We start from the raw sequence: 20,633 nt of genomic DNA on the forward strand, positions 1-20,633 counted from the left end.
AGCTACATTCTGCGACGTGGCTACATGGTTGATGACATGATCGCAATTACTAGAGGGCCTAGAGTATGACCTACCCCCAACTACAAACAGCAAAGAACCCAAACGAAGTTATTACCGCTATATCAAACGGTAGCAATGCAAGTGTAGTTAAAGAGGATGGGTTGAAGCCTAATGAAGCAGTCCTTCACGTATCTACCACAGAGCGGTACAGAGTCAACGCCGATCCTGAAATTATGGTTGTGAATGAATCCGATGAGGGCATGGCAAGAATGGGAGTCACAAAGGCGCTCGAAGCGGTGAAGATGGCGGGTGAGAGAGGTAAGGTTAAGAGGGTCGCGAAACCAGCAAGCCCGGCCAAGGCGTCAAAGAAAACCCGCATCATCAAGCTCCACGGATTCAACGTCCACGATAAAGGCGCAGCTACCGTTGATATGCTCAACCCCTATCTAGCTGATTACGATTATCAGGATTTGGATTATGGGTATTTCAACCTTAAAGATGTACGAATGAAAAACAGTACTGTGGCACTAGCGTTAGCAGTACAAACCAAGCAACCGAAACAGGATATATGGCTAGGGCACAGTAACGGGTGTGCAATAATATATGAAGCCTTGGAGCTTATGAGTGATGTGTCTGCCGTATCGCCAGAAATAGCCGAATATTTGCCATACCCTCAAGGCATCATCCTAATTAACCCTGCCCTAGACGCTGATATTGAATTCCCCGAAGGCAACTACTTCATTCACATCTACTACTCACCTTCGGATGACCCCGTCTGGTGGGCTAAATGGCTTTGGTGGCACAAATGGGGATCAATGGGGCGTGATGGCTACACGGGCAAACCAGACCCAAGAATCAATCAATTCAACGAAATGGATCTGCTGGCACGCAATATTGAACACTCGGATGTGTTTAAGCCCGGCATTGTTAAGCGATTCGCGCCGTTCCTTATTCACAACATCAAAACAGAGTTGGAAGCGAGCAAACCATGAAACTCTTAGCTGTTGTATTTTCTATAGTTATGTTACTGACTGGTTGTGTACAGAAGAACCAAACCGTCAATATCAACCTGCCAGAAGGCATCAAGATCGTGCCGCCGTTGATGATTAACCAAAACGCTGAATACCTCAGCGATACGGATGTGCGAGATAACAACCCATCGGGTGAGTTTGATTTTATTCCTATGAACCGAAAGGTATCGAGATGAGCAATTTGGTTGAACATGCAAAGAAAGAATTGAAACTGGCTGGGTATGCAGGCCCAGACGAGGAAGGCCCCAACGGATGGGCATATAAAAACATCATTGAGTTGATAGAGGTTTTTGCCAAACAAGGCCATAGCGGGTCTTCAGCCCCGTATGTTTCTGAGACATTCAGCAAACTTGCAGAATACGAACCATTAACCCCGCTAACTGGTGAAGACGACGAATGGAACGACATTAGCGCGTACTCGGATAATCCAAAGTGGCAAAACAAGCGAGACAGCCGTGTGTTTAAAGATAAAGGCGGCAACGCCTCATTTATCAAAGGCAAAGTATTTTTTGGTCCAGACGGAATTGGCTATACCAACTCAGACAGCCATGTACCAGTTACCTTCCCCTTTACCCCAAAGACTGAATACATCAAGGTAGACGAGGAAGGCAACCCGCTAACAGAACAAAACTAGCCCACCCTGACCACCGCCCTGCTCTCTCTTGAGCAGGTGCGGTCTTTTAATTCTACTGAGAGGTAGAGGTGATGAACGAATCTACGGAAACCAGATGTACCACTCTGAAGGGCGCGCAGATACCCGAAGACTGGCAAGGCAAAGACAAACTTGTCGGTATTCAGTATTACCCATTCGTAACCAAGGACGGCGGCGTAGACGAGTCGCGTTCTGAAGTCATGACAATGCATCATTCAGAAAACGGGATTGCCGAAACAGCTTTCTACGTCCTGCCAATGGGCTACGCAGATGTTCACGCATTGAGTGTCTTGGGGATCTCACCTTTGGATAACGACAACTTTCACAATGCGGATCTCAAGGCGATGGGCGTGGTGAGAGAGGCTGGGAAGCACAAAAGAAAGGAAGAAGAAAATGAGTGACGAAGGAGTTGTCATTGTTGTGATTGCTGTTTTTTTGAATAGTCTTGGCATTGGTAGTCTTTTGGGATTAGGTGTGGATCAATCCCGTTGGCAAAACACGCGTTATTGAACGCGGCATCGCCGAGTACGACTCGCAGACAGGCGAATGGCAGTATAAGGCCGAGTATAGGTTGGAGGGCGAGTGATGAATAATCAAAGATACGAGCGGTACTATCACTGTTCCGAACACAACAGTTTTTTTTGGGATTGGTGTGAAGCACTAGAGAACCTTGGGTGCAAACTTCTCGGCCTCTATGGGAGTAATTTTTGCGAGGGTTACAGGCTCTATTGCGTTGTAGCGAACAATTCAGGCAACAGGTCAACTATCAAGATTGATTCTAGGAATAAAGAATTGAAAGTATGTGCCGCCAAAATTCCATCATTTAGGGCTATGTCTCTTTACAACTATGTACGCCAATGGGTGGTACGCCAGCTGGAGGGGAAAGATGTTTAATACGATTCACAAAGAAACGCATCACCATCACAACACCACCAATGTTGAGCAAGCAGGAGTTCATGACGCAGCACGCTTGTACCGTGATATGAAGGATGAAGTAGAAGCGAATGTGATGTGTCAAAAACTGATTGGGCAAGAAGCGCGTATAGCCATGTTTGAGTGTATGGATATTGGGCTAGAGTTAAAGATTTCATTTGGCATCAAACTCAACAATCAGTCTTTAGTTGGCCTAAGCAGTCTTGGACGATGTGAATATGAAATGATTAGAGGTGGGCTAAACAAGAGCGAAGAAGCCAAAAGGACAGTTGACCGCATTTTGAATGAGATAACAGAGCCGATTCGCGATGCTCTGCTGACCGAGTTAGTTGAGATGCTTGGGATAAAGGGGGAGTAATGGACAGCCTCTATAAGAAGCTTGGAGGGAAGGCTCCATATGTGATCGTACCGAATTGGCCTTGCCCAAAAACAGAGAATTTTATTAAAGAGTTGAGGTTGCGCGGAGAACGTAGTGGGAAAACAGATCAGTTGTACAAGCTCATGAAAGATTCCATGATCCCAAATAGCCAAGTAGCAATCGTTAAAGCAAATGGGGTTGTGATGATTGAATGCAACACACCACCAACCCCTCACTATTGGCAGAGATTTAAAGAATATATCCGCACATACAAATTAAGAATTAAGAGGGCGTGGCAAATTTCAATAGGAGTAAACGATGACCTGTAGCAAATGCCGCTTCTGCGGAGAGAAATGTAAGGGTAACGAGAACCCTAAACCAACCTGCAAAGACTGTGAAGCACGCAGGGAAGCAAACGAACGAGCAGAGAGGAACGCAGTTAAATGATTAATTGTAAGTCCAAAACCAGATTCGGCGCAGTACATTTCAGGGAAGCCAGTGAAACCGTTTTGAGGGATATATGCGGTATCACAGATGGCCCCATTAGCGTTAGTTTTGACGACGATGGCTCACCGAAGCTGCACGTATCTACGGAATACACGATGGAAGGAGTTGAGTTGGGGCAGGTTTTGGTTAGGGACTGGTGCAAATCCACGCTCGAAACAATGAGTTTAGATGATTTTGAGGCAAGGTTCGATCGTGAGAGTGAGGTAAAGAATGAGTATGTGGAACCGGATGCTCAAGGATAGTGAATACCCAGAACTGCCAGACTATCCAAAGATAGCTTTCTGGATGTGTGTGGCGGTTTTTCTGGTATGGGCGGGGTTTGGTTTTATGGTGATCTTTTAAATGCGATAGGGATACAACAAGATAATGGCTAAGTACAGAAAGAAACCAGTTGTCGTTGAGGCAGTGCGTTGTGCGGGAAGTGTAGAGTCCATTGCAGGATTTATTGGTGGTGCTGTTCTTACATTTGATATGCGAGAGGTGCTGCTAGAAACGGCCAACGAAAAGCTTCGAGTACCAGCAGGCCATTATCTAGTGAAGGATATAGACGGATTAAAGGTAGTTCCTCCTGACATATTTGCCGCCACATACGAGAGGGTTGAAGACCCCATAGCAAAGGATGAAGGATGAGCGGAGCGCAAGCACAATTGGGTAGTGCTGCAAAGCAAGGCAAACCATCGAAGTATAGGCAATTTGTTAAACGCATGCATCGCCGGTGGTTTCGTAGGGAATGCAAACGTAACCCAGAGGGCGCGCCAACAAAGCGCATCTACAGGTACTACGACTAACCCCCAAGACAGATAGAGGATGATGAGATGAGTGGATATGTGTGTTTGATTCTGTGTGTTTGTTGCTGGGTATCGTGGGGCTGCGTAGGCGATATTTATCCAGCATATGAAAACACAATATCAGCGCTTAATACATGTGGATGGTTTTTTCTTGTTGGTTGGTTGCTCAGCAACTAACCCCGCCTACACGGATCGCAAGCCTAGACGACTTGCGAAAGGGGTAACTAGCTATCGCAATTGTATTTTTCGGCTTGTTTGGATTTCTTATTTTACGTTTCACTCGAAAAGTATATTAGCGCAATTTTATGTGTCATATTTATCAAACTGAAGGATAGTTTCGCACACAAATACAAATTTCAGGTTGCAGAAATATCCAGTGAGAAAAAAACCCGCTCCAATATGGGGCAATCACAAGGAAAAGAAATGTATTCAGATGGTAGTAGAGTAGTGAGACAGGTTGGCGAGAGAACGGCTGGTGGTGCGTATGCGAAGTATCAGATTGTGAACTATGAAGTTCCAGATGGCGCAACGCCAGACGACAAGAGCGTTTTGGCTTTTATCCCATTCCAGCACGACGTGATCCCTAAAGTGGGCGTAGTAGGTGCTACAAACGAATGCTTACTGGCAATCGTTATCGACCGACTTGAAGCATTTCAAAGCAATGGATTTGGGTGTGTGGAAAATGAGATTGCACTGAACGCCTGTAAGTCTGCGTTGAAAGTTCTTGAGTATCGCACAGAACTACGCAAGCAACGCAATGTTGAAGGTAAACACGAAAAGTGATCGACCAACTAGCCAGCGGCTAGATGGCAGTCGAGGCCGACGCGGAGCCAGTCTGACGAATCCGCGTTTTTCGGTAGGTCAAGCCAACAGCAGGCGATGGCAACTCACCGCTAATGAGTCGAGGCTTAACCGTCCTTGCAGGTTCGACCCCTGCACCTACCGCTTTTGAAAACCAAGAGGCTACTAGCGATTAACAGCGATCACAACAAAGCCTCCTTCGGGAGGCAGCCTCTTTTATCTTGGAGACTTTATGGGCAGCTTTAAACACAAATGGACGCACGATATGGATGCGGTGTTGTTGCGCATGAAATCCCAAAAGAAAAACTTCGGTGAAATTTCCAGAGAGCTATCGAACAAGCTTGGTGTAGACCTAAATCGGAAACACACACTCGCTCGATTTGAATATCTTAAAAGGCAGTCTAACAAAGAAGCGGCCACCGCATCTGATGCAGAATACGCTACTCTCCCCGAAACTACCGAATTTAGTCGGTTCGTCTACATTGACTCGCCGGAAGCGATCAAGAATCCAAACGAATTGCTCTCACGCGCCGATATTGACCTTGATCCCAATGAATATGAGATCACCAAAGTCAATCCCAAGGCGTGGACTACCACGATGAAAAGTGAGGATGGTGGCCCGCCCCTCCAAGTCCAGAACTACGGCGTACAGATCGACATTAGGCGCATACCGCCAACTGATCCAAGAGCGATGAAGCAGGCAATTATCGATGAAATCAAGGCCAACACATCCAAGCCCCAAAAGATCAAACGCAAGCCCATACCCAATCACGCAACCGGCCACATGCTCGAAATCTGCGTCTTTGACCTGCACCTCGGCAAGTACGCATGGAAGCCCGAAACCGGCCAAAACTACGACATCACAATCGCCAAGCAACTCTTTGAGCATACACTCAACCAGATCATTGAACGCTCAAAAGTCCATCCCGTCTCACGCATCCTGTTTCCAGTCGGCAACGACCTCATCCACATCGACAACCCTGACAACACCACAACCAGAGGCACGCGGCAAGATGTAGACACACGCTACATGCACATTATCAAAGAAACACGCCAACTCATCGTCAAGGCTATCAATACCCTCCGCGAAATCGCCCCCGTCTACGTTCCCATCATCCCCGGTAATCACGACAAAATCACGGTCATGAACCTTGGCGATACGCTAGAAGCGCTGTTTGAACATCACGAAGACGTATATATCGATAACACACCCTCTCCTCGCAAGTACCACACTTGGGAGGATGTTTTGATTGGGTTTGTGCATGGCGACAGGAGAACAGAGATCAACAAGCTTCCTTTGCTGATGGCGAACGAAGCAAGGGAGCAGTGGTCAACAGCACGGTTTACCGAGTGGCACTGCGGCCACCTGCACACACGCAAAGCGGTTGAGCATGTGACGTGCGACTCTCATAACGGTGTTGTTGTAAGAACGATGGATTCATTGTCGGGAACCGACAATTGGCACGCTGAGGAAGGATATATCGGTGGGGCGAGAGCAGCTAACGCGCTGGTCTGGCACCCGAAACATGGATGTGTTGCCGAATACATCGCTCACGCGCCGGAGGAAGCGTATGCCTAATAAGATCACACTGAATATACCAGAAGACACAGAGCTTACGGTCAACGTAGTAAAAGACATTAAAAGTGACCCCGCACCTAAGCCTACGCCAAAGCCTGAACCTGCTACCAAGCTTGATGGAATTGGCATGAACCTGTCCCACTCGGATCAGGAGTGGGGATGGTGGCCAATATCTGAAAACGATCCGGCTATTGATCTTCTAAAAACGTTCCCGGTCATACGAACGATGAACTGGGAGTTTGGTGATTGTACTGTAGCGTCGCAGGTTCAGGTTTGTAACTGGGCCAACGCGGATATGTGGTGGTGCTGCTTCCCACAAAAGAATATTTCAGAGATTGAAGACGATCTGAAATATATCAAGTCACACCTCATGGGGAAGCTGTATTTCGCGTATGGCAATGAGATGTGGGCAAGTGGGAATAAAACCGATCAGATTATCCGCGAAAGATATGGGCTGGCTGGTCGGCATGAAATAAAGCGGAGCGCACAAGCCCTCGTAACGCTGCAAAAGACGCTTAGAGGTGTTGCCCTTGATTCTGAGGAGATTGCTCGCAAGGACTCAAAAATCAGGTTAAACAACATCTATATCGACTGCTGCGTGCATGAGATGAAGCGATCATTTGAAGCGGCAAGGCAGATATTCAGTGATGATCCTGACCGGCTTAAATGCGTTATTGAATCACATGATGAGAACCCTTGGTATTCCGGTGTTTTTAGTGAGGGGGTCGGTGCGGGGAACTTTGATGCGCTTGCGATTGGCTCGTACTTCGGCGCGTGGGCTGTACCGGAGAACATTGACGGATTGACCGACGACCAAATCCTCGAGGTGATGTTTGAGAAGGGGCTTGTAGACATCGGGGATAAGCTGCCCAAGAAGCAAGAACATAAGGAAGTCGCAGGGAAGTATGGTGTTGAACTCTTCACCTATGAGGGTGGCCAGCACTTCATTATACCCCGCAAAGTCACTTCAAAGGATAAAGCGCGGTTAGGCAAATTGGTACGGCAAGCTCAAGCAGACGATCGCATGAACGAACTGACCAAGTTAAACATAGAGATGGCCAAAAAATCGGGCATCAGCATGTTTATGGCCTACTCGTTCCACAAGCAAAACATGGGCAAAGACCCGTTCGAACATATCTTCAAAGATTTAAACACTAATACGCCCAAGTGGCGTGCGCTGATGGAGTATTCAATTGGCAACTAACATTTCTAAAGCTTCGCTTGATAACACTTCTGATTGGTCAAAAGTACAAGACTCTAAATGCAAGGACATTTGTGTATATCAATCTGGCAAACGTGTTCCCACGTACATCGAGAACGGTGACCTGGCCAATAAAACTGCAGTCGTCTGGTATCGAGCAGATAGCAGTAAAACGATACAAATTACAGGCGGCGTAACACCCTCCGGGAAAACGTACATCGGATCTGAGTTGCAGCCTGCAACGCAGATCGATCTTTCTGCCAATCACACTGATGGCGGCGGGCACAACCCCATTGCGTCCTACCTGCATCCCTCTGTCGTCGATTTTGGGCAAGCATGGAACGGCTACCGATACTGGATGACAGCAACCCCGTTCGATGTGTCTGGTGACGACTACGAGGATGGATTCGTCTTTGTGTCTAATGATGGCGCAAGCTGGACAGCATTCGACGTAGACGGCGGTGGTAACTCAAATATCACATCCATCTTTCCCAATCAGATAAACCGCTTTCATTCAGATCACCGATTACTGATCGACGATAACAAATTGGTTTGCTATTACCGCCGTAATGCCACCGACTTGCCGGGTAAAAAAGAAACGATTCTTCGTATTGAATCGAGTGACGGGCAGAATTGGAGTGCGCCAGTTGAATGCATCACCAGCGACGACAACCCCACTCACTACATGTCGCCATCCGTAATCAAACGAGGAGAAAACGATTGGCTGATGTTCGTTTCTCGCTTGGATGTGAGCGATGACGCGCAGACGAGGGTAGTACGATTAGTTTCTAGTGATGGCGTTAATTGGTCGGAGCAAGGTTTTGTTGGTATGGCCTTGCCAGATTTCGTAAATGGCCCTTGGCACAACGATGTACAGCACGACGCAGTTAATGACCGATTGATCATGCTTTTTCCGACAGGCCGAAGATCTATACAAGATCCGACATGGCAAGGCATGTTTATGCTGGCGTATTCGTATGACTGGGGGTTGACGTGGCAACTCGACGAGATGCCGCTTGTGGGAGGTCGTACGCAGTCCTACATGCGAGACAGGTGTTACAAGGGTTGCTTGTTAGACCTAGGCGGTGGGAACTGGCGCGTGTTTATTTCCGGTCGTAATGCGGATGATACGGCGTGGGTTGTGGGACGGCTTGACACAGCGATCACCGCCATCCCACGTTCATGTCCTAACATCACGAGTGTTTTTCTTGGCGGCGATGATTTTGAAGATGACAACTTCGATTCAACACCGATGTGGAGGCAACGTGAAGGCAATGCTTCGGTATCCGGTGGTGTGATTGATGTGAATCGATCGGCGGGGCAAGCCGGAGTTGTTGTGATGGGGGAACTGTTGGGTTCAAAGTTTACTATGGCCTTTAACTTTAAGCTGAAATCTATCAACTCACTTGCTCGTATCTATGGCGCGAGCGGTTCGGGTTTCCTATGGAATGACTTCTCCGCAAGAGATGAAGTCATGTTGAGGCCGGGACACGCAGAGAAAAGTCCACTCCCTGCCAATACTGATTGGCATAAATGCGAGATCGTACGAGATGGTTCGTCGTGGACGATCAAGCTTGATGGCGCAACGGTACACACTGCCACATATGACGATGGCGGCAAGCAAGGCGGGGTTGAGCTTGGCGGTAGCGGTTCTGCCGTTGGTGATGGTGTACTGATCAAAGATGTGATGTGGTATGACCACACGCGCGTGGGTATTTCAACAGAACAATTAAATCCTGTGGTCAAATCCTATCGTAAGGACAGTATTGCACCCGGTATGGGAATGGGGTTTGGATACTAAATAAACAATTAATGGAGATACAAATGGCAACAGACAATCCATATGACAATGATTTTAAAATTGACTTCTCAGTCACAACAACAGCAACAAGCGTGTTTGAAACGTCTGGCGACGGTGACCACGCATTTTCACACTTCCAAATCGATGCGACTGATTCGGCTGAAGACATCCAGTTTAGATTCAAAATCAAACAGCATTGGACAAGTTGGGGGCGAGTCAGATTGGGCACAATTTCCCCAACCATTGGACGTGTTGGTAACCAAATTAAAGATGTTGAATTACAAACCGCAAGCGGCACAGGCACCTGTGATTTCGCTGTGTTATACAGGCAATAGAGATGAGTGAAGCAGATAAGACAACTGAACAAATCGTTGAAGAACAGGGATATAGCCCAGTTGCAGAAGTACGCGATAATAGAGGGCGCTACGCCCAAGGTTACACGCCACCCGGTGCGAAACCTTGGCCGAAAGGTAAATCCGGCAACCCTAAAGGATCAACCAGTATTGGTACTCGCCTTTCAAGGTTAGTCAATTCATATGGATCTGAAGTAGAGGTTACAGATAAGAATGGTAATGTTGTTATCGACCCAGAAACGGGTGACCCCAAAATGGTGGGAAAATATTCGGTTGCACAACTCAAAAAGATAATTGATGAATCGGGTGACCCCTGCAAGATCGCTGCCGCTGTTCGCGTCATACGATCAATGGAGGATGACAGACTCGGTCTTGATACTTTCACCACACTGATTGATTACACAGACGGCAAACCTCACCAGAGCGTTAACATTAAACACGAAACCGAACCCGATTCTATCGGCGATCTTCTAACTAAAGCGACATCAGTTGGCAGGGTGGGAAACAATCAATAACTGCCAATGGTATCACTTGCTGACTTCAACCAACCCGTCACTCACCCAATACACGAACTACATGATCGTGTCCGCTATGAACTTGCCTTATTCGAGGAAACAGGTCAATGCAGCGAAGGGATTACGCCTCGTTGGATCAAAGATGCCACGGCACAGTTAGCAAACAATCAGCTTGAATTGCTGTTTCGCCCATCACGCAAACCGGGTGAGGAAAATGGGCAGAGGTATACGGGAGCTGGATCTAAACAGCTTCAAATGAAGCTGGACTGGGAAGCCAAAGAGCGATTCATTGCAGCCGGTGGCGCTAACCGATCCGGCAAAACGCAAGGTATCGGTGGGATCGTCTGCCTTGAAATCCTGCATAACCTCAAGGACGGTGATATCATCTGGGTTATCGCGCAGGACTGGGACATGATGAACGCCGTCCCGCAGAAATTCCTATGGGATTTTCTACCTCGCTCAATGTTTCCTGATAGTCTTGAGTACAAAGATGAATGTGGGTTCGGTAAACAGCGTTCTAGCATCACGCTCACGCTCCCTAATAATCGCGGCAAGGTTATCGTTCGATTCAAGAACGAAAAGATGGATCTCAATAAATACGAGTCAGAGCCAGTCGCTTTGATCTGGTACACCGAACCATCCAAAGAACAGATCTTTGACGCAATACAAACACGATTGGTTGATAAGGCTGGCAAGCTCTATATTGACTACCTTCCTCGCTTTGGGTGGCTGAAATACAAAGTGCGCTTAAGCGGGGATTTCAAGGTTTATCAGGTGGGCATGGCCGACAACGCCCACAATCTGCCTGATGGCGAAATCGATAAAGTCATCAAGCGGTACAAGAACGAGCCCGCTGAGGTCGCAGTCCGCGTCTACGGTAAAGAAGCCAGTGCGTTTGGCACCGTTTTCCCTCAATTCCAAGCGAATCTTGATGGCCATATTTGCAAACGCTTCCCACTACCGAAAGAAGCTAAACGCGCATTGTATCGATGTTATGACTACGGATTCAGAAACCCCTCGGCTTGCTTGTGGGCTTCTCTACTACCTGCTGGGTTTAAATTTCCGTCTGGCGTTGGTTCGGTATGGGATGGCAAGGAGTTAGATTGCGAAGTGCTTTTGATCTATCGCGAATACTACAAGACAGGTCAAACACTCTCGCAACAGGCTAATGAAATCATTGCCATGTCCGGCAACAATAAAGTATTGGAACGCACCTATCAAAACATCTCATATTATCGTGAGGTCTTTGAGCGCGAGCATTTCAGAATGGACATGGTTTCCGACCCTTCTATCTTCAACACAGACCAAGCAGAAAAGGGGGAGTCCAAAGCAGCGATACTTGACAGGAATGGGCTTAGAGCCAAGAGAGGTAAACGCGCCAATGCTTCAGATGGTGCTTCGTTGGTGGCAAAAGTCAGACTCTGGTTTGAGGATAACAAAATCGTGTTCTTTGAAGATTGCGAGAATGCAATACGTGAACATGAAATCTGGAGACACAAAGAAAACTCGAATGGTGAGGCTCCAAGTAATGAGCCTTATGAGGATCGAAATAATCACACCTGCGATGCGCTCAAAGAGTTGGTGGCCGAGCAATTGGTCTATCACCAGCCGAGAGGACGTATTGTAGACATACCATTGGATTGAGAGATGGATAAGCCAACTTGTAGCGCGTCAGGGTGCGGCATGAAGGCGATTGCAAAAGCAACACTTCACGATGAGTCGGTTCAATATCTTTGTCAGAATGATCTTTGTGCAATGAAAGACTTCTTCATGCAAGAGATTCAAGAAGGAGATATTGATGCGAAGGAGTTCCCAAACGTTGAGTACTTCGACACTCAACATAAAATAAGTGAGGTGGTGCATGGATAAAACTGCTGCACAGCATGCAATGGGGTTGTGGTTACCCAAACTTAAGACGTACCTAGGTTTGGACACATGGAATATTGATCTGGAACTAAACAACCGAATTGAGGCGGCCGGGGAATGTGAACTGCAAAACTACGCCTATAGATGTGCTGTTATCACGGTAAATCACGACAATATTCAAGATCATACAACTCTTTTCCATACCTTGCGACACGAGTTGTTGCACATTCTTCTTGCTCAATTCGTCCAAACCGAAACGATGGTAGCTGAATGCGTTGCAGGCAAATCGCTCGATTTGATTAACCTAAGTTTTACAGATTCGACAGAGCTAGCCATAACGAATATCGAATTTCTACTCAATCGTATAGACCTTGATTTTTCTAAGAGTTTAATTCGCATGGCTGAAGGGGTACGGAATGATTAACACACAAGATTTCTGTTGCGCCAAGGAAGTAGCAAGCAAGGTCGGTAAATCAGTCCGTACTATTCAACGAATGTGCGGTAAGAATGCGATCAAAGCCATTCAACTGATACCAGGCGGTGAATATTCAATACCCACCAGTGAAGTTGAGCGGTTGTTGAAAACTCGCCTTTCTGCGTCATCTGCGACACCTGCGACACCACCCCCAAACAATGCCGCATAACAAAGCATAATAAGTGCATGGAGGTTCCTATCTCATACGCACTGGCTCTCGGCTTTGGATTAGCAGCAACCCTGCTTGCCTCTCATGCTGTCATCTTTATTTTCGGATGGAACCTCTGCGCCAAAAATCATAGGACTGGAAATACGCCAGATCCAATTACACTTCCTGCTAGTCGCCCAACCAAACCACACGAACCCGTCTCGATCGAAGGTGAACCGATCAAAGACACCAATCGCAACGGTGGCCCATAACGCGGATGTTTGGCTTCAATCCAAAAAAAGAAAAAGAGAATGAGCTACGCCGTAAGCGCCACAAAACCGCGATGATGGTCAAGGATCTTGTGTCTGAATCTCGCTCCAAACTGGGCGATCAGATTACGCCGCAATCCACAATTGGCGACCAATTCACCGCCAATATGCGGGCATTTCTAGGCGATATGTGGACGACCAAAGCGAGAGAAGGTATCCATCGCATGACCCTTAATATGACGGGCAATGCGATCATGGCGATGTCGGCTATTCAGTCCGACCAATCATACCGCCCGTCAGTTGAACCCGTTGAGATCAAGAGCGGCGATTCTCCTGTTTATCTCTCACCAAAAGCTGCAAGAATCATCACCAAACACATCGAAAGAAATGAATTGATTCTTGATGAATCGATTACGGATGATCAACTCAACTCCTCAGCACCCCTATCACAGAACCAATTAGAAGCGATTGAACCACTGACCGAGCCTTGGGTATCAGGTAGCAATATGGCGATGCCAGCCTCACTTGAACCAGAGGATCTGATCGAAGTTTCTGACGTTTTCCTAGCCAAGCAAATCCAGCAGCGATTTAACATCATGTGGGATCGCGCAATCGGTGATTTCCATCTAGCCGAACACGATTTGTACAAGAACATCTTTGGTCATTGCCCAATCGGTATTGAGTACGATGAAGAATCCAACAGTGTCAAGTTGTTTAATGCGAACGTGTTGGACGTACATATCGACCCAACTTGTACAAAAATCGAAGATGCTGCTTATGTTATTTTCGATCAATATGTCCCGATTGAAACCGCAATCAAGCAATATCCTAAGTACAAGGATCAGATTAAGAAGGCGGCTGACAACGGAAAATTCACGCGGTCTTCACGGTCTTCAGATGAACACGGCACTGCGAGCGCTATGGGCTATAGCTCGGTAGATTTCAAGCGAGATATGGTCACAATTCGCCGCGCATGGCTACGCGATCACCAATACCCTCTGCCAGAGGACGAAGTCGGCGGATCGCAATTTAACATCATTGAACGCAGTGCAAAGAAAATCGGTACGACACTTATTGAAACTGATGGCTACGAGCTAGTGACGGAGCGAAATGATAGTGGCGAGATCGTTGAAACAAGCGAAATTGAATACGGTGATAAAGATTGGCCTGTGTTAAATGGTATTCGTCAGCTCGAAATCATTGCCGAGATTGACGAAGTTGTCAGTGACAGTCCCTGCCCTTACAGCGACATTCCTTGGGGATGGTCAGTTAGCTGGCCCATACCATACTGCCCATACGGCATGGGCGAACCGCTTCGCACTCAAGACCTTTCAGAATACATCAACCGTCTTGGCACAATCATTATCACGATTGCTCATTACTCACAGTATCCAGAAACGATCATGCCGGACGAATTGCTCGATCACTTGCAGAAGATGGCCGGTGACAAGGGTGTGATGTCAAGGCCGGGTCGCATCAACGGCATACCATCCAACGTTTGGGATCGTTTTGTCGGACAAAACGGTACAACACCAATCCTCAAGCTTGAGCGTGATCAACTTCCCGCTGATCTTCTGAACTTCTTCTTTAAATTGGTAGAACTGCACAGCGAGCTTTCAGGCAATGTCGATGTTCTGCAAGGACAAGCCCCCACCAACAATGCATCCGCAAAGCTAACTGAAAATTTGGGTACGGTTGCGCGTGGGCCTATCAAATACAAAGCTTTCCAAACGGAATTCACTATACGCCGCCTTGGTCGTTTGATTATTGATGCGATGGTTAAGTTTATGCCGCCGCACATCTGGGATCAGATGGGTGATGAATACCCGCCTGTTGTGATGGACGCGATCAGACGTGGTGCCAAGTCACTCAAATACGATATATCCGTTGAACTTCAAGCTGGTAAGGGCGCATCAAAAATAGCTCGTGCGGAAAAAGCACGCTTCGATTTTGGTGCAGGGCTAATCGATCGTGTTACCGCGCTCGAGGAAACAGGCAGAAATGCGGAGAAGATCGAACGGCGGTTTAAAGAACAACAAGAAGCCAGTGCTGCGGAAACGCAACAGATGGCGCTTCCTTTTAATCAAAGCCCTGCGCAGGGTGTTCCTGCTCAGGCGTAAGTGCGTTGTATGCGCACAAATTGTCCTTCGTGGGCCGGTCTAAGGCTCGCTACCCGTGACACAGCCAGCTACTTCGATAGCCGCTGAAAACGGTCGGGGACGCAGCAAACCTAGCAAATGATAAGGATTGGATTTATGGAAGATCTCAATAATCAGGAGATTTCGCAAGAAACCGAAGATAGTGAATTTGACTTTGATGCTCTGAGTTTCGATGAAGAAATCGACGGACTTCACAATGACGAGGATGATTCTGGCGATGAGCTTGATGATTCCAGCGAACCTGAAGATACCGAAGATGATGACGTTGAAATTGCAGAGAATGACAGCGACGATCAAGATGATAGTGGTGATTCCGATTTACGCGATACTGACTTAGGCAAACAGATTCAAAAAGTGCAGATGCGTAATGCAAATCTCGAAAAAGGTATGGATAAGCTGACCAAACTTGTTGAATCATTGGCAAATCGCCAATCAGCGCCTGCCGAATCACCCGTCACTGATACGCAATCCACACCAGATACTGAAACGCCCGCCTCTGTGGCGGATCTGAGCCAAATCAAGTTCGTCGATGAAGACGGCGTGCCACGGCCAGAAGCACAGGCGGAAGCCCTTGCAATCATTCAGCAAGGTCTTGCGCAAGAAAACCGGGAGTTTCAACAGGGATTGCTTGATCGTGTCAAGTCGCTCAATGACGAGACGCGCAGCACCGTCGATCAAGTCAAGCAGGAAAAAGCCGTTCAGCAGCACTGGCAAGAATATGCCAAACAACACCCTTCTGTTGGAAGTAAAGGTGGTCAAGAGCTGTGGTCAAAGGCGAAAGAACTTGCGAATAAAGAAGAGCCTAACGGATCGCCCGAAGAACTCGGCGCTATTGCCCGAACCTACTTGCGTCAATTGACCAAACAGGCTGAGGCTGCGGCGAAGAAAAACGAGTCTAAATCCAAACCTAAATCGAAAACCACTGAAGGCACCAAAAGTACAAGAACCAAAGGTGCCAAGAGTACACGACAAGCTAACAAAAACAATTTTGACGAAATGTCAGACGACGAATTGCTGCGTGAAGCGCAAATTGAATTCGGGAATGATGGCTTGTTGTGATGCGTTGGCATCTTTCATGATGAAAGGTGTCTCAAATGAGTTTGGGATATTCGGCAATTGATGCCTACATTGGTCGTTACGTTATTCGTAAGCTTCATACTAGCTATATTACTAGATCGCCTCTTCGATATTTTATTGTTGGCGAAGACAAGAAGGAATTGCTTAAGCTAGGCAAACCCAACGAATCCGTTGTTTTTGGGCGCAAGGATATGGGTAGCGCTCAGCGTAAAAAACTTGCGGGTTCAAAAGGCGTAGAGATCCGCTTCCAAAAAGATGTTCCTGATCCGCCAACAGCCGGTTCATATAATGGCGAGACAACGCCCACGGCAACCAAGTATGCTGAAGATCTCGTTGAAACTGGCGAAATTCGTTGGTCGGAAAAATGGACACCATTAAAGATACGTGAACACTCGCTTCGCATGGCCCGCAAATCTGGCAACATGGCAAACTTTGCTGCGATCGCCGAAGAAGTCGTCCAGATGGGAATGAATGAGCATATTAAGCAGGATAACACTGACCTTCACGAAGGCACCCTGACCACTGAACAGCAAGATGCTGAAGTTTGGAATAGCTACCTTGGATTGCGTCATACGCTTTCAGATGGACAAGGCGATGAGTCAGGCTATCGTTATTACGCAGGCAAAGACCGTAACACATATACACAATTACAAGCGAAAGTGGTTGACGTCGCCGCTGAAACCGCCGCAGGTAGATTACCTGATACAAAAATTCGTCTTAATCTCGCGCGTAAAGCAGATACCGTTTACGGTATGAATCAGTACACCGAAGGAGGTGTTGGCCTTTGTCTTGTAAGCGCAGATTTATACGAGCCTCTTGCAGAAGAAGCCAACAAACGTGCAAGCATTTACCGCGAAAGTATTGGTGTTCCTGATTTCGCTGTTGATGGATTCAAGTACCCTGTTATTCAAGTTGGCAACAAGTTTATAACCTATGATTCCGGCTGTAAGACAGGGGAAATGTGTTGTCTCAATCTGGACGACTGGATGTTTGAAGTCCAAGACGACGCTAACTTCCAACTTGAACCGTGGCAGCGTAAATGGCTCAACGAAGAGGGTGGCGGATACTATCGTTGGACACAAATACACTCCGTCACACGTCTCTCATGTGCGCGGCCGTGGGCCCAGCTTAAGTACACCGGCCTCACAATCTAAAACCGTCAACCTCCTCCTCTCAATAGGGGAAACGGCTTGGGCGATCGCTCAAGCCGTTTCCCCGTTTACAAAGAAGGATTAAAGCCTATGAATCTACTTGAGGCTCAACAGACGTTGACAGATTCCGTTCTTTGGAGTGGTGAGAGCTATCCCAAAGAAAAACTCAACCGAGCAATCCGATACGTCCTCCAAGACTTTATTAACGACACCAAATGCGCCCGCAAAGTTGGTGTTGTCTCTGTATCCAGTGGTGATGACGTTTTAGATATTCTTGCATCGCTGCCAGATTTTAACATCGAAAGCATGGACGGTATCCGTATTGGCAAGCAGCCCTATATTACGCAGGTTGGCGTGTCCGAAATCCTCGGTGATTATAAAAACCATCCGGATAAAGTCGGCGAACCAACCAAGATTGCCTTTGAAACGCCAGACAAAGGGATGATATTCCCCGTATCTGATGATAACTATGATTTCTCAGTGGTTTACTCCCCGCCTTTAACAGCCTTCGCGGTAGATACAAATACACCGGAAACAATCGAACTCAACATACCGGATCGCTTCATCGATGCGGCTTTATGGCATGGGTGTAAGGCGGCATTAACCCGTGGGCAAACTGGAGCGAAAACTAGCGAAGATTGGGCTATTTATACCCAGTACAAATACAAAATTGCTTCGAAAGTTAATCGGGTTTCATTCACCGCTTTTGCTGGCACTGCAATTTAAGGATTGATACATGAGCGATTCACTTATACAAAACGGGCAACTTGATATCAGCAATAATCCGGTGATCAACGAACTACTTGGATTCGTTCAAGCGGTCACCCCCACCGTGCCTGTTTCAGTTGGTAACACCGTTTCATACGAAACGGGGCGTACCACGTATCACGTTGGCGTGTCCGGTGTTTTTGTCGATGACGAGAATTACCCCAAACCCGTTAACGTCGCTGTTGCAAACTCGCCGTTCTCAAGAGTTGGCAGGGTCAGGCTCTCACGTTCATTCCCGACAACTCCGACCAGCGGGGATACCGAGAACGAAAACACCTCAACATTCTCACCCGGCAACCCAACATTCACGGGGGCCATGACCGCCTACCAAAAGCAGACAGACAGGCCGATCGAACCCGGCAGTATTAAAGTCAACAACCTCACAATCCCCTTCAGTAACGGTATCTCAATTAAGGGCAATGCAATCTTCGCCGTCAGGCGTAAACAGATCAACCGGGTCAAAGGCGGCGGAGTACGTGTGACATGCAACTTCATTCTCAACGGCAATATTACCTTTACCGGCAACACGCCGTTTGGCAGCAACGAAACCGCCTATCAGACCTTCGCCGCCGACATACGCACAGACAACGGGCGTAAGATGACCGGCGATGTCATCGTGCCGCAGATGTCTGTGGACATTGACTACGAAAACCAGACCCCCACACAAATCGATATGCGGGGCATGTTTAACGGCCTTGTTACTTTTGCGGATGTTTGAGCATGAGTGATTACATGAAAGATCGATTCGCAAAAGAACGTCGTGTGAAAAATGACCCGTACGCACCTGATCCTGCGCCTACAGCAGATCCACAAGATGAAGAGCGGGAACAGGAAAATCAAAAGCTTGACCAGATCCTTGAGATGGTTGAGGAACTTCTGAGCCAGTCAAGCGACCGAGCGGGGTTAGCGGGCCGTTTGCTGGACAACCTCGAAGAACGCGAGAATGGCGAGGATGATGAGGACGAAACCTCTGTTGCCTCTGAAGGCGATGAAAAGAAGAAAAAGAAGAACGGCAGGTTTCGCAATCAAAGCGACAAGTTCAATAACCAGAGCGATAAGTTTAAGAATCAAAGCAGCGTTCTTAAAGGACAAGTTGTACACGACGGGAGAGACGAACAAGAGGTTGAGCAGGCTAATGACAATCAGGCGGGTCATCAGAGCGAATCAGATAGCGGCGATCTGAAGAAGGCTGTTGATGAAATGCGTGAAGATATTGCATCTATCGTCGAATACCTTCAGCAGCTTCCTGAACAGATGGTTGAGCAACTGGAAAACCTCAATGTCGAATAACAAAGGATGATATGGCAACTTTAAAAAGACATATCCACGCAACGACCCGCGCCTACTACGGCGTGCAGGATTTACGACGAAGCCGTTTCGACGTGGGCGGTCTGGTGACTGGTCTGAGCTTGTCAGGTAACGAGGGGGTGTCTCAGGCTGCAGCAGATTGGCTTTTGGAAACAGGTGCTAATGATGTTTTTGATCGCATTCAAAGCGATATCCATGATGTGCCGATTAATGCGGTTCATATCAAACCATTCACCAGCTCGAAAGCAATCGTCAAGCTGATCTATGCGTATGGTCGTGGCTCGAACATGCCATACGACCCGTTTCTTGCGTGCCCCAGATTGTCGATTGGGAAGCGTTCGTTCAAACATTTTGAAGATAAGAAAGAAGAATCCGAAGACCCAACTAATCCAGGCGGCGATCCAGTAATAAAAGTGATTGGAAGCTTTAAGGTAAAACGGTATACGATCTCTAGATTGCCGGTTATTACAATACTTAACGAGCCTACAAAGCCAGACCTACCAATAAACTCTTTTAATAGCGATAAGGTTTACTTCAACAACCTACCATGCGAACCATATACACTCGAGTATGTTGATCACGAAGTGCTTGATCCAATACCACACATCAACGGCACAATGCAATTTCCTCATGTCTATTTGTTCCACTATTGCGAAGCTGGGTGGGGAACAAAAAAAACAACAATTGAACTAGATGGAACTACTGAAACAGAGGACATACCACCAGAAGATTCTAGTGAATTTGCAGGTAAATTCATAACCCACCTAGGCTCTGGCCCCCCCACAAGTAAAACCAACAACACCGGTAGCGGCAGCACGATCGGTAAAGACGCACTTCCATCACCTTAACTAAGCCTATGACAAATAACGGAACAAAATCTCTACCCAACGATA

The 20,633-nt window shown here is 47.3% G+C and carries 26 protein-coding genes and 1 tRNA gene; all 27 read left to right on the top strand.

All coding sequences use genetic code 11. From position 1 onward, the window contains the following. The first annotated feature begins 65 nt into the window (after positions 1 to 65). The 27 genes from KS4_RS11030 to KS4_RS11150 all read left to right on the top strand — a co-directional run bounded on the left by KS4_RS11030 (position 66) and on the right by KS4_RS11150 (position 20,588). The gene (locus tag KS4_RS11030; RefSeq protein ID WP_145077938.1) at positions 66 to 992 is read left to right on the top strand and encodes an alpha/beta hydrolase family protein; all 927 of its coding nucleotides are present in this window, start codon (positions 66 to 68) and stop codon (positions 990 to 992) included. Beyond that, entirely contained in the window at positions 989 to 1,207 is a 219-nt protein-coding gene (locus KS4_RS11035; RefSeq protein WP_145077940.1) for a hypothetical protein, read from the top strand. The genes KS4_RS11030 and KS4_RS11035 overlap by 4 nt, the downstream gene beginning before the upstream one ends. Continuing rightward, entirely contained in the window at positions 1,204 to 1,665 is a 462-nt protein-coding gene (locus KS4_RS11040; protein ID WP_145077942.1) for a hypothetical protein, read from the top strand. Before KS4_RS11035 ends, KS4_RS11040 begins: the two co-directional genes overlap by 4 nt. Before the next feature lie 71 nt (positions 1,666 to 1,736). Further along, entirely contained in the window at positions 1,737 to 2,084 is a 348-nt protein-coding gene (locus tag KS4_RS11045; RefSeq protein WP_145077944.1) for a hypothetical protein, read from the top strand. A gap of 485 nt (positions 2,085 to 2,569) precedes the next feature. Beyond that, entirely contained in the window at positions 2,570 to 2,974 is a 405-nt protein-coding gene (locus tag KS4_RS11050; protein ID WP_145077946.1) for a hypothetical protein, read from the top strand. Then, complete coding sequence (locus KS4_RS11055; protein WP_145077948.1) at positions 2,974 to 3,303, top strand: hypothetical protein; 330 nt, start codon at positions 2,974 to 2,976, stop codon at positions 3,301 to 3,303. The genes KS4_RS11050 and KS4_RS11055 overlap by 1 nt, the downstream gene beginning before the upstream one ends. Positions 3,304 to 3,691: 388 nt before the next feature. Continuing rightward, on the top strand, positions 3,692 to 3,823 hold the full coding sequence (locus tag KS4_RS18025) for a hypothetical protein (protein ID WP_261341872.1): 132 nt from the start codon (positions 3,692 to 3,694) through the stop codon (positions 3,821 to 3,823). Between the two features lie 24 nt (positions 3,824 to 3,847). Then, positions 3,848 to 4,111, top strand: a complete 264-nt coding sequence (locus tag KS4_RS11060; RefSeq protein ID WP_145077950.1) for a hypothetical protein — start codon at positions 3,848 to 3,850, stop codon at positions 4,109 to 4,111. Positions 4,112 to 4,506: 395 nt separating this feature from the next. After that, positions 4,507 to 5,052: a hypothetical protein gene (locus KS4_RS11065; RefSeq protein ID WP_234698794.1), complete on the top strand. Its 546-nt coding sequence runs from the start codon at positions 4,507 to 4,509 to the stop codon at positions 5,050 to 5,052. 72 nt (positions 5,053 to 5,124) lie between these two features. Continuing rightward, positions 5,125 to 5,214: transfer RNA gene (locus tag KS4_RS17610), tRNA-Ser, on the top strand. Between the two features lie 88 nt (positions 5,215 to 5,302). After that, a complete protein-coding gene (locus tag KS4_RS11070) occupies positions 5,303 to 6,649 on the top strand; it encodes a hypothetical protein (protein ID WP_145077954.1) in 1,347 nt (448 codons plus the stop codon). Beyond that, entirely contained in the window at positions 6,642 to 7,853 is a 1,212-nt protein-coding gene (locus KS4_RS11075; RefSeq protein ID WP_145077956.1) for a hypothetical protein, read from the top strand. Before KS4_RS11070 ends, KS4_RS11075 begins: the two co-directional genes overlap by 8 nt. After that, a complete protein-coding gene (locus KS4_RS11080; RefSeq protein ID WP_145077958.1) occupies positions 7,843 to 9,651 on the top strand; it encodes a sialidase family protein in 1,809 nt (602 codons plus the stop codon). The genes KS4_RS11075 and KS4_RS11080 overlap by 11 nt, the downstream gene beginning before the upstream one ends. Before the next feature lie 23 nt (positions 9,652 to 9,674). Beyond that, positions 9,675 to 9,986 (top strand): hypothetical protein, encoded by a 312-nt coding sequence (locus KS4_RS11085; protein WP_145077960.1) that lies wholly within the window; start codon positions 9,675 to 9,677, stop codon positions 9,984 to 9,986. Positions 9,987 to 9,988: 2 nt separating this feature from the next. Next, a complete protein-coding gene (locus tag KS4_RS11090) occupies positions 9,989 to 10,519 on the top strand; it encodes a hypothetical protein (protein WP_145077962.1) in 531 nt (176 codons plus the stop codon). Positions 10,520 to 10,525: 6 nt separating this feature from the next. Then, entirely contained in the window at positions 10,526 to 12,163 is a 1,638-nt protein-coding gene (locus KS4_RS11095) for a hypothetical protein (protein WP_145077964.1), read from the top strand. Positions 12,164 to 12,166: 3 nt separating this feature from the next. Beyond that, the gene (locus KS4_RS11100; RefSeq protein ID WP_145077966.1) at positions 12,167 to 12,388 is read left to right on the top strand and encodes a hypothetical protein; all 222 of its coding nucleotides are present in this window, start codon (positions 12,167 to 12,169) and stop codon (positions 12,386 to 12,388) included. Then, positions 12,381 to 12,809 (top strand): hypothetical protein, encoded by a 429-nt coding sequence (locus tag KS4_RS11105; protein ID WP_145077967.1) that lies wholly within the window; start codon positions 12,381 to 12,383, stop codon positions 12,807 to 12,809. The genes KS4_RS11100 and KS4_RS11105 overlap by 8 nt, the downstream gene beginning before the upstream one ends. After that, entirely contained in the window at positions 12,802 to 13,029 is a 228-nt protein-coding gene (locus KS4_RS11110; RefSeq protein WP_145077969.1) for a helix-turn-helix domain-containing protein, read from the top strand. The genes KS4_RS11105 and KS4_RS11110 overlap by 8 nt, the downstream gene beginning before the upstream one ends. A gap of 17 nt (positions 13,030 to 13,046) precedes the next feature. Next, the gene (locus KS4_RS11115) at positions 13,047 to 13,280 is read left to right on the top strand and encodes a hypothetical protein (protein ID WP_145077971.1); all 234 of its coding nucleotides are present in this window, start codon (positions 13,047 to 13,049) and stop codon (positions 13,278 to 13,280) included. 5 nt (positions 13,281 to 13,285) lie between these two features. Beyond that, positions 13,286 to 15,397 carry a hypothetical protein gene (locus KS4_RS11120; protein WP_145077973.1) on the top strand — a complete coding sequence of 704 codons (2,112 nt, stop codon included), beginning with the start codon at positions 13,286 to 13,288 and terminating at the stop codon, positions 15,395 to 15,397. A gap of 135 nt (positions 15,398 to 15,532) precedes the next feature. Then, the gene (locus KS4_RS11125) at positions 15,533 to 16,495 is read left to right on the top strand and encodes a hypothetical protein (protein ID WP_145077975.1); all 963 of its coding nucleotides are present in this window, start codon (positions 15,533 to 15,535) and stop codon (positions 16,493 to 16,495) included. Positions 16,496 to 16,530: 35 nt separating this feature from the next. After that, positions 16,531 to 17,667, top strand: coding sequence for a hypothetical protein (locus KS4_RS11130; protein WP_145077977.1), 1,137 nt, complete (start codon positions 16,531 to 16,533; stop codon positions 17,665 to 17,667). Between the two features lie 36 nt (positions 17,668 to 17,703). After that, complete coding sequence (locus KS4_RS11135; RefSeq protein ID WP_145077979.1) at positions 17,704 to 18,390, top strand: phage adaptor protein; 687 nt, start codon at positions 17,704 to 17,706, stop codon at positions 18,388 to 18,390. A gap of 10 nt (positions 18,391 to 18,400) precedes the next feature. After that, complete coding sequence (locus KS4_RS11140; protein WP_145077981.1) at positions 18,401 to 19,150, top strand: hypothetical protein; 750 nt, start codon at positions 18,401 to 18,403, stop codon at positions 19,148 to 19,150. A 14-nt stretch (positions 19,151 to 19,164) separates the two neighbouring features. Beyond that, complete coding sequence (locus KS4_RS11145; protein WP_145077984.1) at positions 19,165 to 19,722, top strand: hypothetical protein; 558 nt, start codon at positions 19,165 to 19,167, stop codon at positions 19,720 to 19,722. A gap of 11 nt (positions 19,723 to 19,733) precedes the next feature. Next, positions 19,734 to 20,588 carry a hypothetical protein gene (locus tag KS4_RS11150; RefSeq protein ID WP_145077986.1) on the top strand — a complete coding sequence of 285 codons (855 nt, stop codon included), beginning with the start codon at positions 19,734 to 19,736 and terminating at the stop codon, positions 20,586 to 20,588. The last annotated feature ends 45 nt before the right edge of the window (positions 20,589 to 20,633 follow it).

Source organism: Poriferisphaera corsica (genome assembly GCF_007747445.1).
Lineage (GTDB): Bacteria > Planctomycetota > Phycisphaerae > Phycisphaerales > Phycisphaeraceae > Poriferisphaera > Poriferisphaera corsica.

What these genes read in the sequence shown, in the direction of transcription:
- KS4_RS11120 (WP_145077973.1), top strand. Translation starts at nt 13,286, where the DNA reads ATGTTTGGCTTCAATCCAAAAAAAGAAAAAGAGAATGAGCTACGCCGT.
- KS4_RS11095 (WP_145077964.1), top strand. Translation starts at nt 10,526, where the DNA reads ATGGTATCACTTGCTGACTTCAACCAACCCGTCACTCACCCAATACAC.
- KS4_RS11090 (WP_145077962.1), top strand. Translation starts at nt 9,989, where the DNA reads ATGAGTGAAGCAGATAAGACAACTGAACAAATCGTTGAAGAACAGGGA.
- KS4_RS11075 (WP_145077956.1), top strand. Translation starts at nt 6,642, where the DNA reads ATGCCTAATAAGATCACACTGAATATACCAGAAGACACAGAGCTTACG.
- KS4_RS11070 (WP_145077954.1), top strand. Translation starts at nt 5,303, where the DNA reads ATGGGCAGCTTTAAACACAAATGGACGCACGATATGGATGCGGTGTTG.
- KS4_RS11040 (WP_145077942.1), top strand. Translation starts at nt 1,204, where the DNA reads ATGAGCAATTTGGTTGAACATGCAAAGAAAGAATTGAAACTGGCTGGG.
- KS4_RS11115 (WP_145077971.1), top strand. Translation starts at nt 13,047, where the DNA reads ATGGAGGTTCCTATCTCATACGCACTGGCTCTCGGCTTTGGATTAGCA.
- KS4_RS11110 (WP_145077969.1), top strand. Translation starts at nt 12,802, where the DNA reads ATGATTAACACACAAGATTTCTGTTGCGCCAAGGAAGTAGCAAGCAAG.
- KS4_RS11055 (WP_145077948.1), top strand. Translation starts at nt 2,974, where the DNA reads ATGGACAGCCTCTATAAGAAGCTTGGAGGGAAGGCTCCATATGTGATC.
- KS4_RS18025 (WP_261341872.1), top strand. Translation starts at nt 3,692, where the DNA reads ATGAGTATGTGGAACCGGATGCTCAAGGATAGTGAATACCCAGAACTG.
- KS4_RS11145 (WP_145077984.1), top strand. Translation starts at nt 19,165, where the DNA reads ATGAAAGATCGATTCGCAAAAGAACGTCGTGTGAAAAATGACCCGTAC.
- KS4_RS11060 (WP_145077950.1), top strand. Translation starts at nt 3,848, where the DNA reads ATGGCTAAGTACAGAAAGAAACCAGTTGTCGTTGAGGCAGTGCGTTGT.
- KS4_RS11035 (WP_145077940.1), top strand. Translation starts at nt 989, where the DNA reads ATGAAACTCTTAGCTGTTGTATTTTCTATAGTTATGTTACTGACTGGT.
- KS4_RS11150 (WP_145077986.1), top strand. Translation starts at nt 19,734, where the DNA reads ATGGCAACTTTAAAAAGACATATCCACGCAACGACCCGCGCCTACTAC.
- KS4_RS11050 (WP_145077946.1), top strand. Translation starts at nt 2,570, where the DNA reads ATGTTTAATACGATTCACAAAGAAACGCATCACCATCACAACACCACC.
- KS4_RS11105 (WP_145077967.1), top strand. Translation starts at nt 12,381, where the DNA reads ATGGATAAAACTGCTGCACAGCATGCAATGGGGTTGTGGTTACCCAAA.
- KS4_RS11085 (WP_145077960.1), top strand. Translation starts at nt 9,675, where the DNA reads ATGGCAACAGACAATCCATATGACAATGATTTTAAAATTGACTTCTCA.
- KS4_RS11130 (WP_145077977.1), top strand. Translation starts at nt 16,531, where the DNA reads ATGAGTTTGGGATATTCGGCAATTGATGCCTACATTGGTCGTTACGTT.
- KS4_RS11100 (WP_145077966.1), top strand. Translation starts at nt 12,167, where the DNA reads ATGGATAAGCCAACTTGTAGCGCGTCAGGGTGCGGCATGAAGGCGATT.
- KS4_RS11030 (WP_145077938.1), top strand. Translation starts at nt 66, where the DNA reads ATGACCTACCCCCAACTACAAACAGCAAAGAACCCAAACGAAGTTATT.
- KS4_RS11140 (WP_145077981.1), top strand. Translation starts at nt 18,401, where the DNA reads ATGAGCGATTCACTTATACAAAACGGGCAACTTGATATCAGCAATAAT.
- KS4_RS11125 (WP_145077975.1), top strand. Translation starts at nt 15,533, where the DNA reads ATGGAAGATCTCAATAATCAGGAGATTTCGCAAGAAACCGAAGATAGT.
- KS4_RS11045 (WP_145077944.1), top strand. Translation starts at nt 1,737, where the DNA reads ATGAACGAATCTACGGAAACCAGATGTACCACTCTGAAGGGCGCGCAG.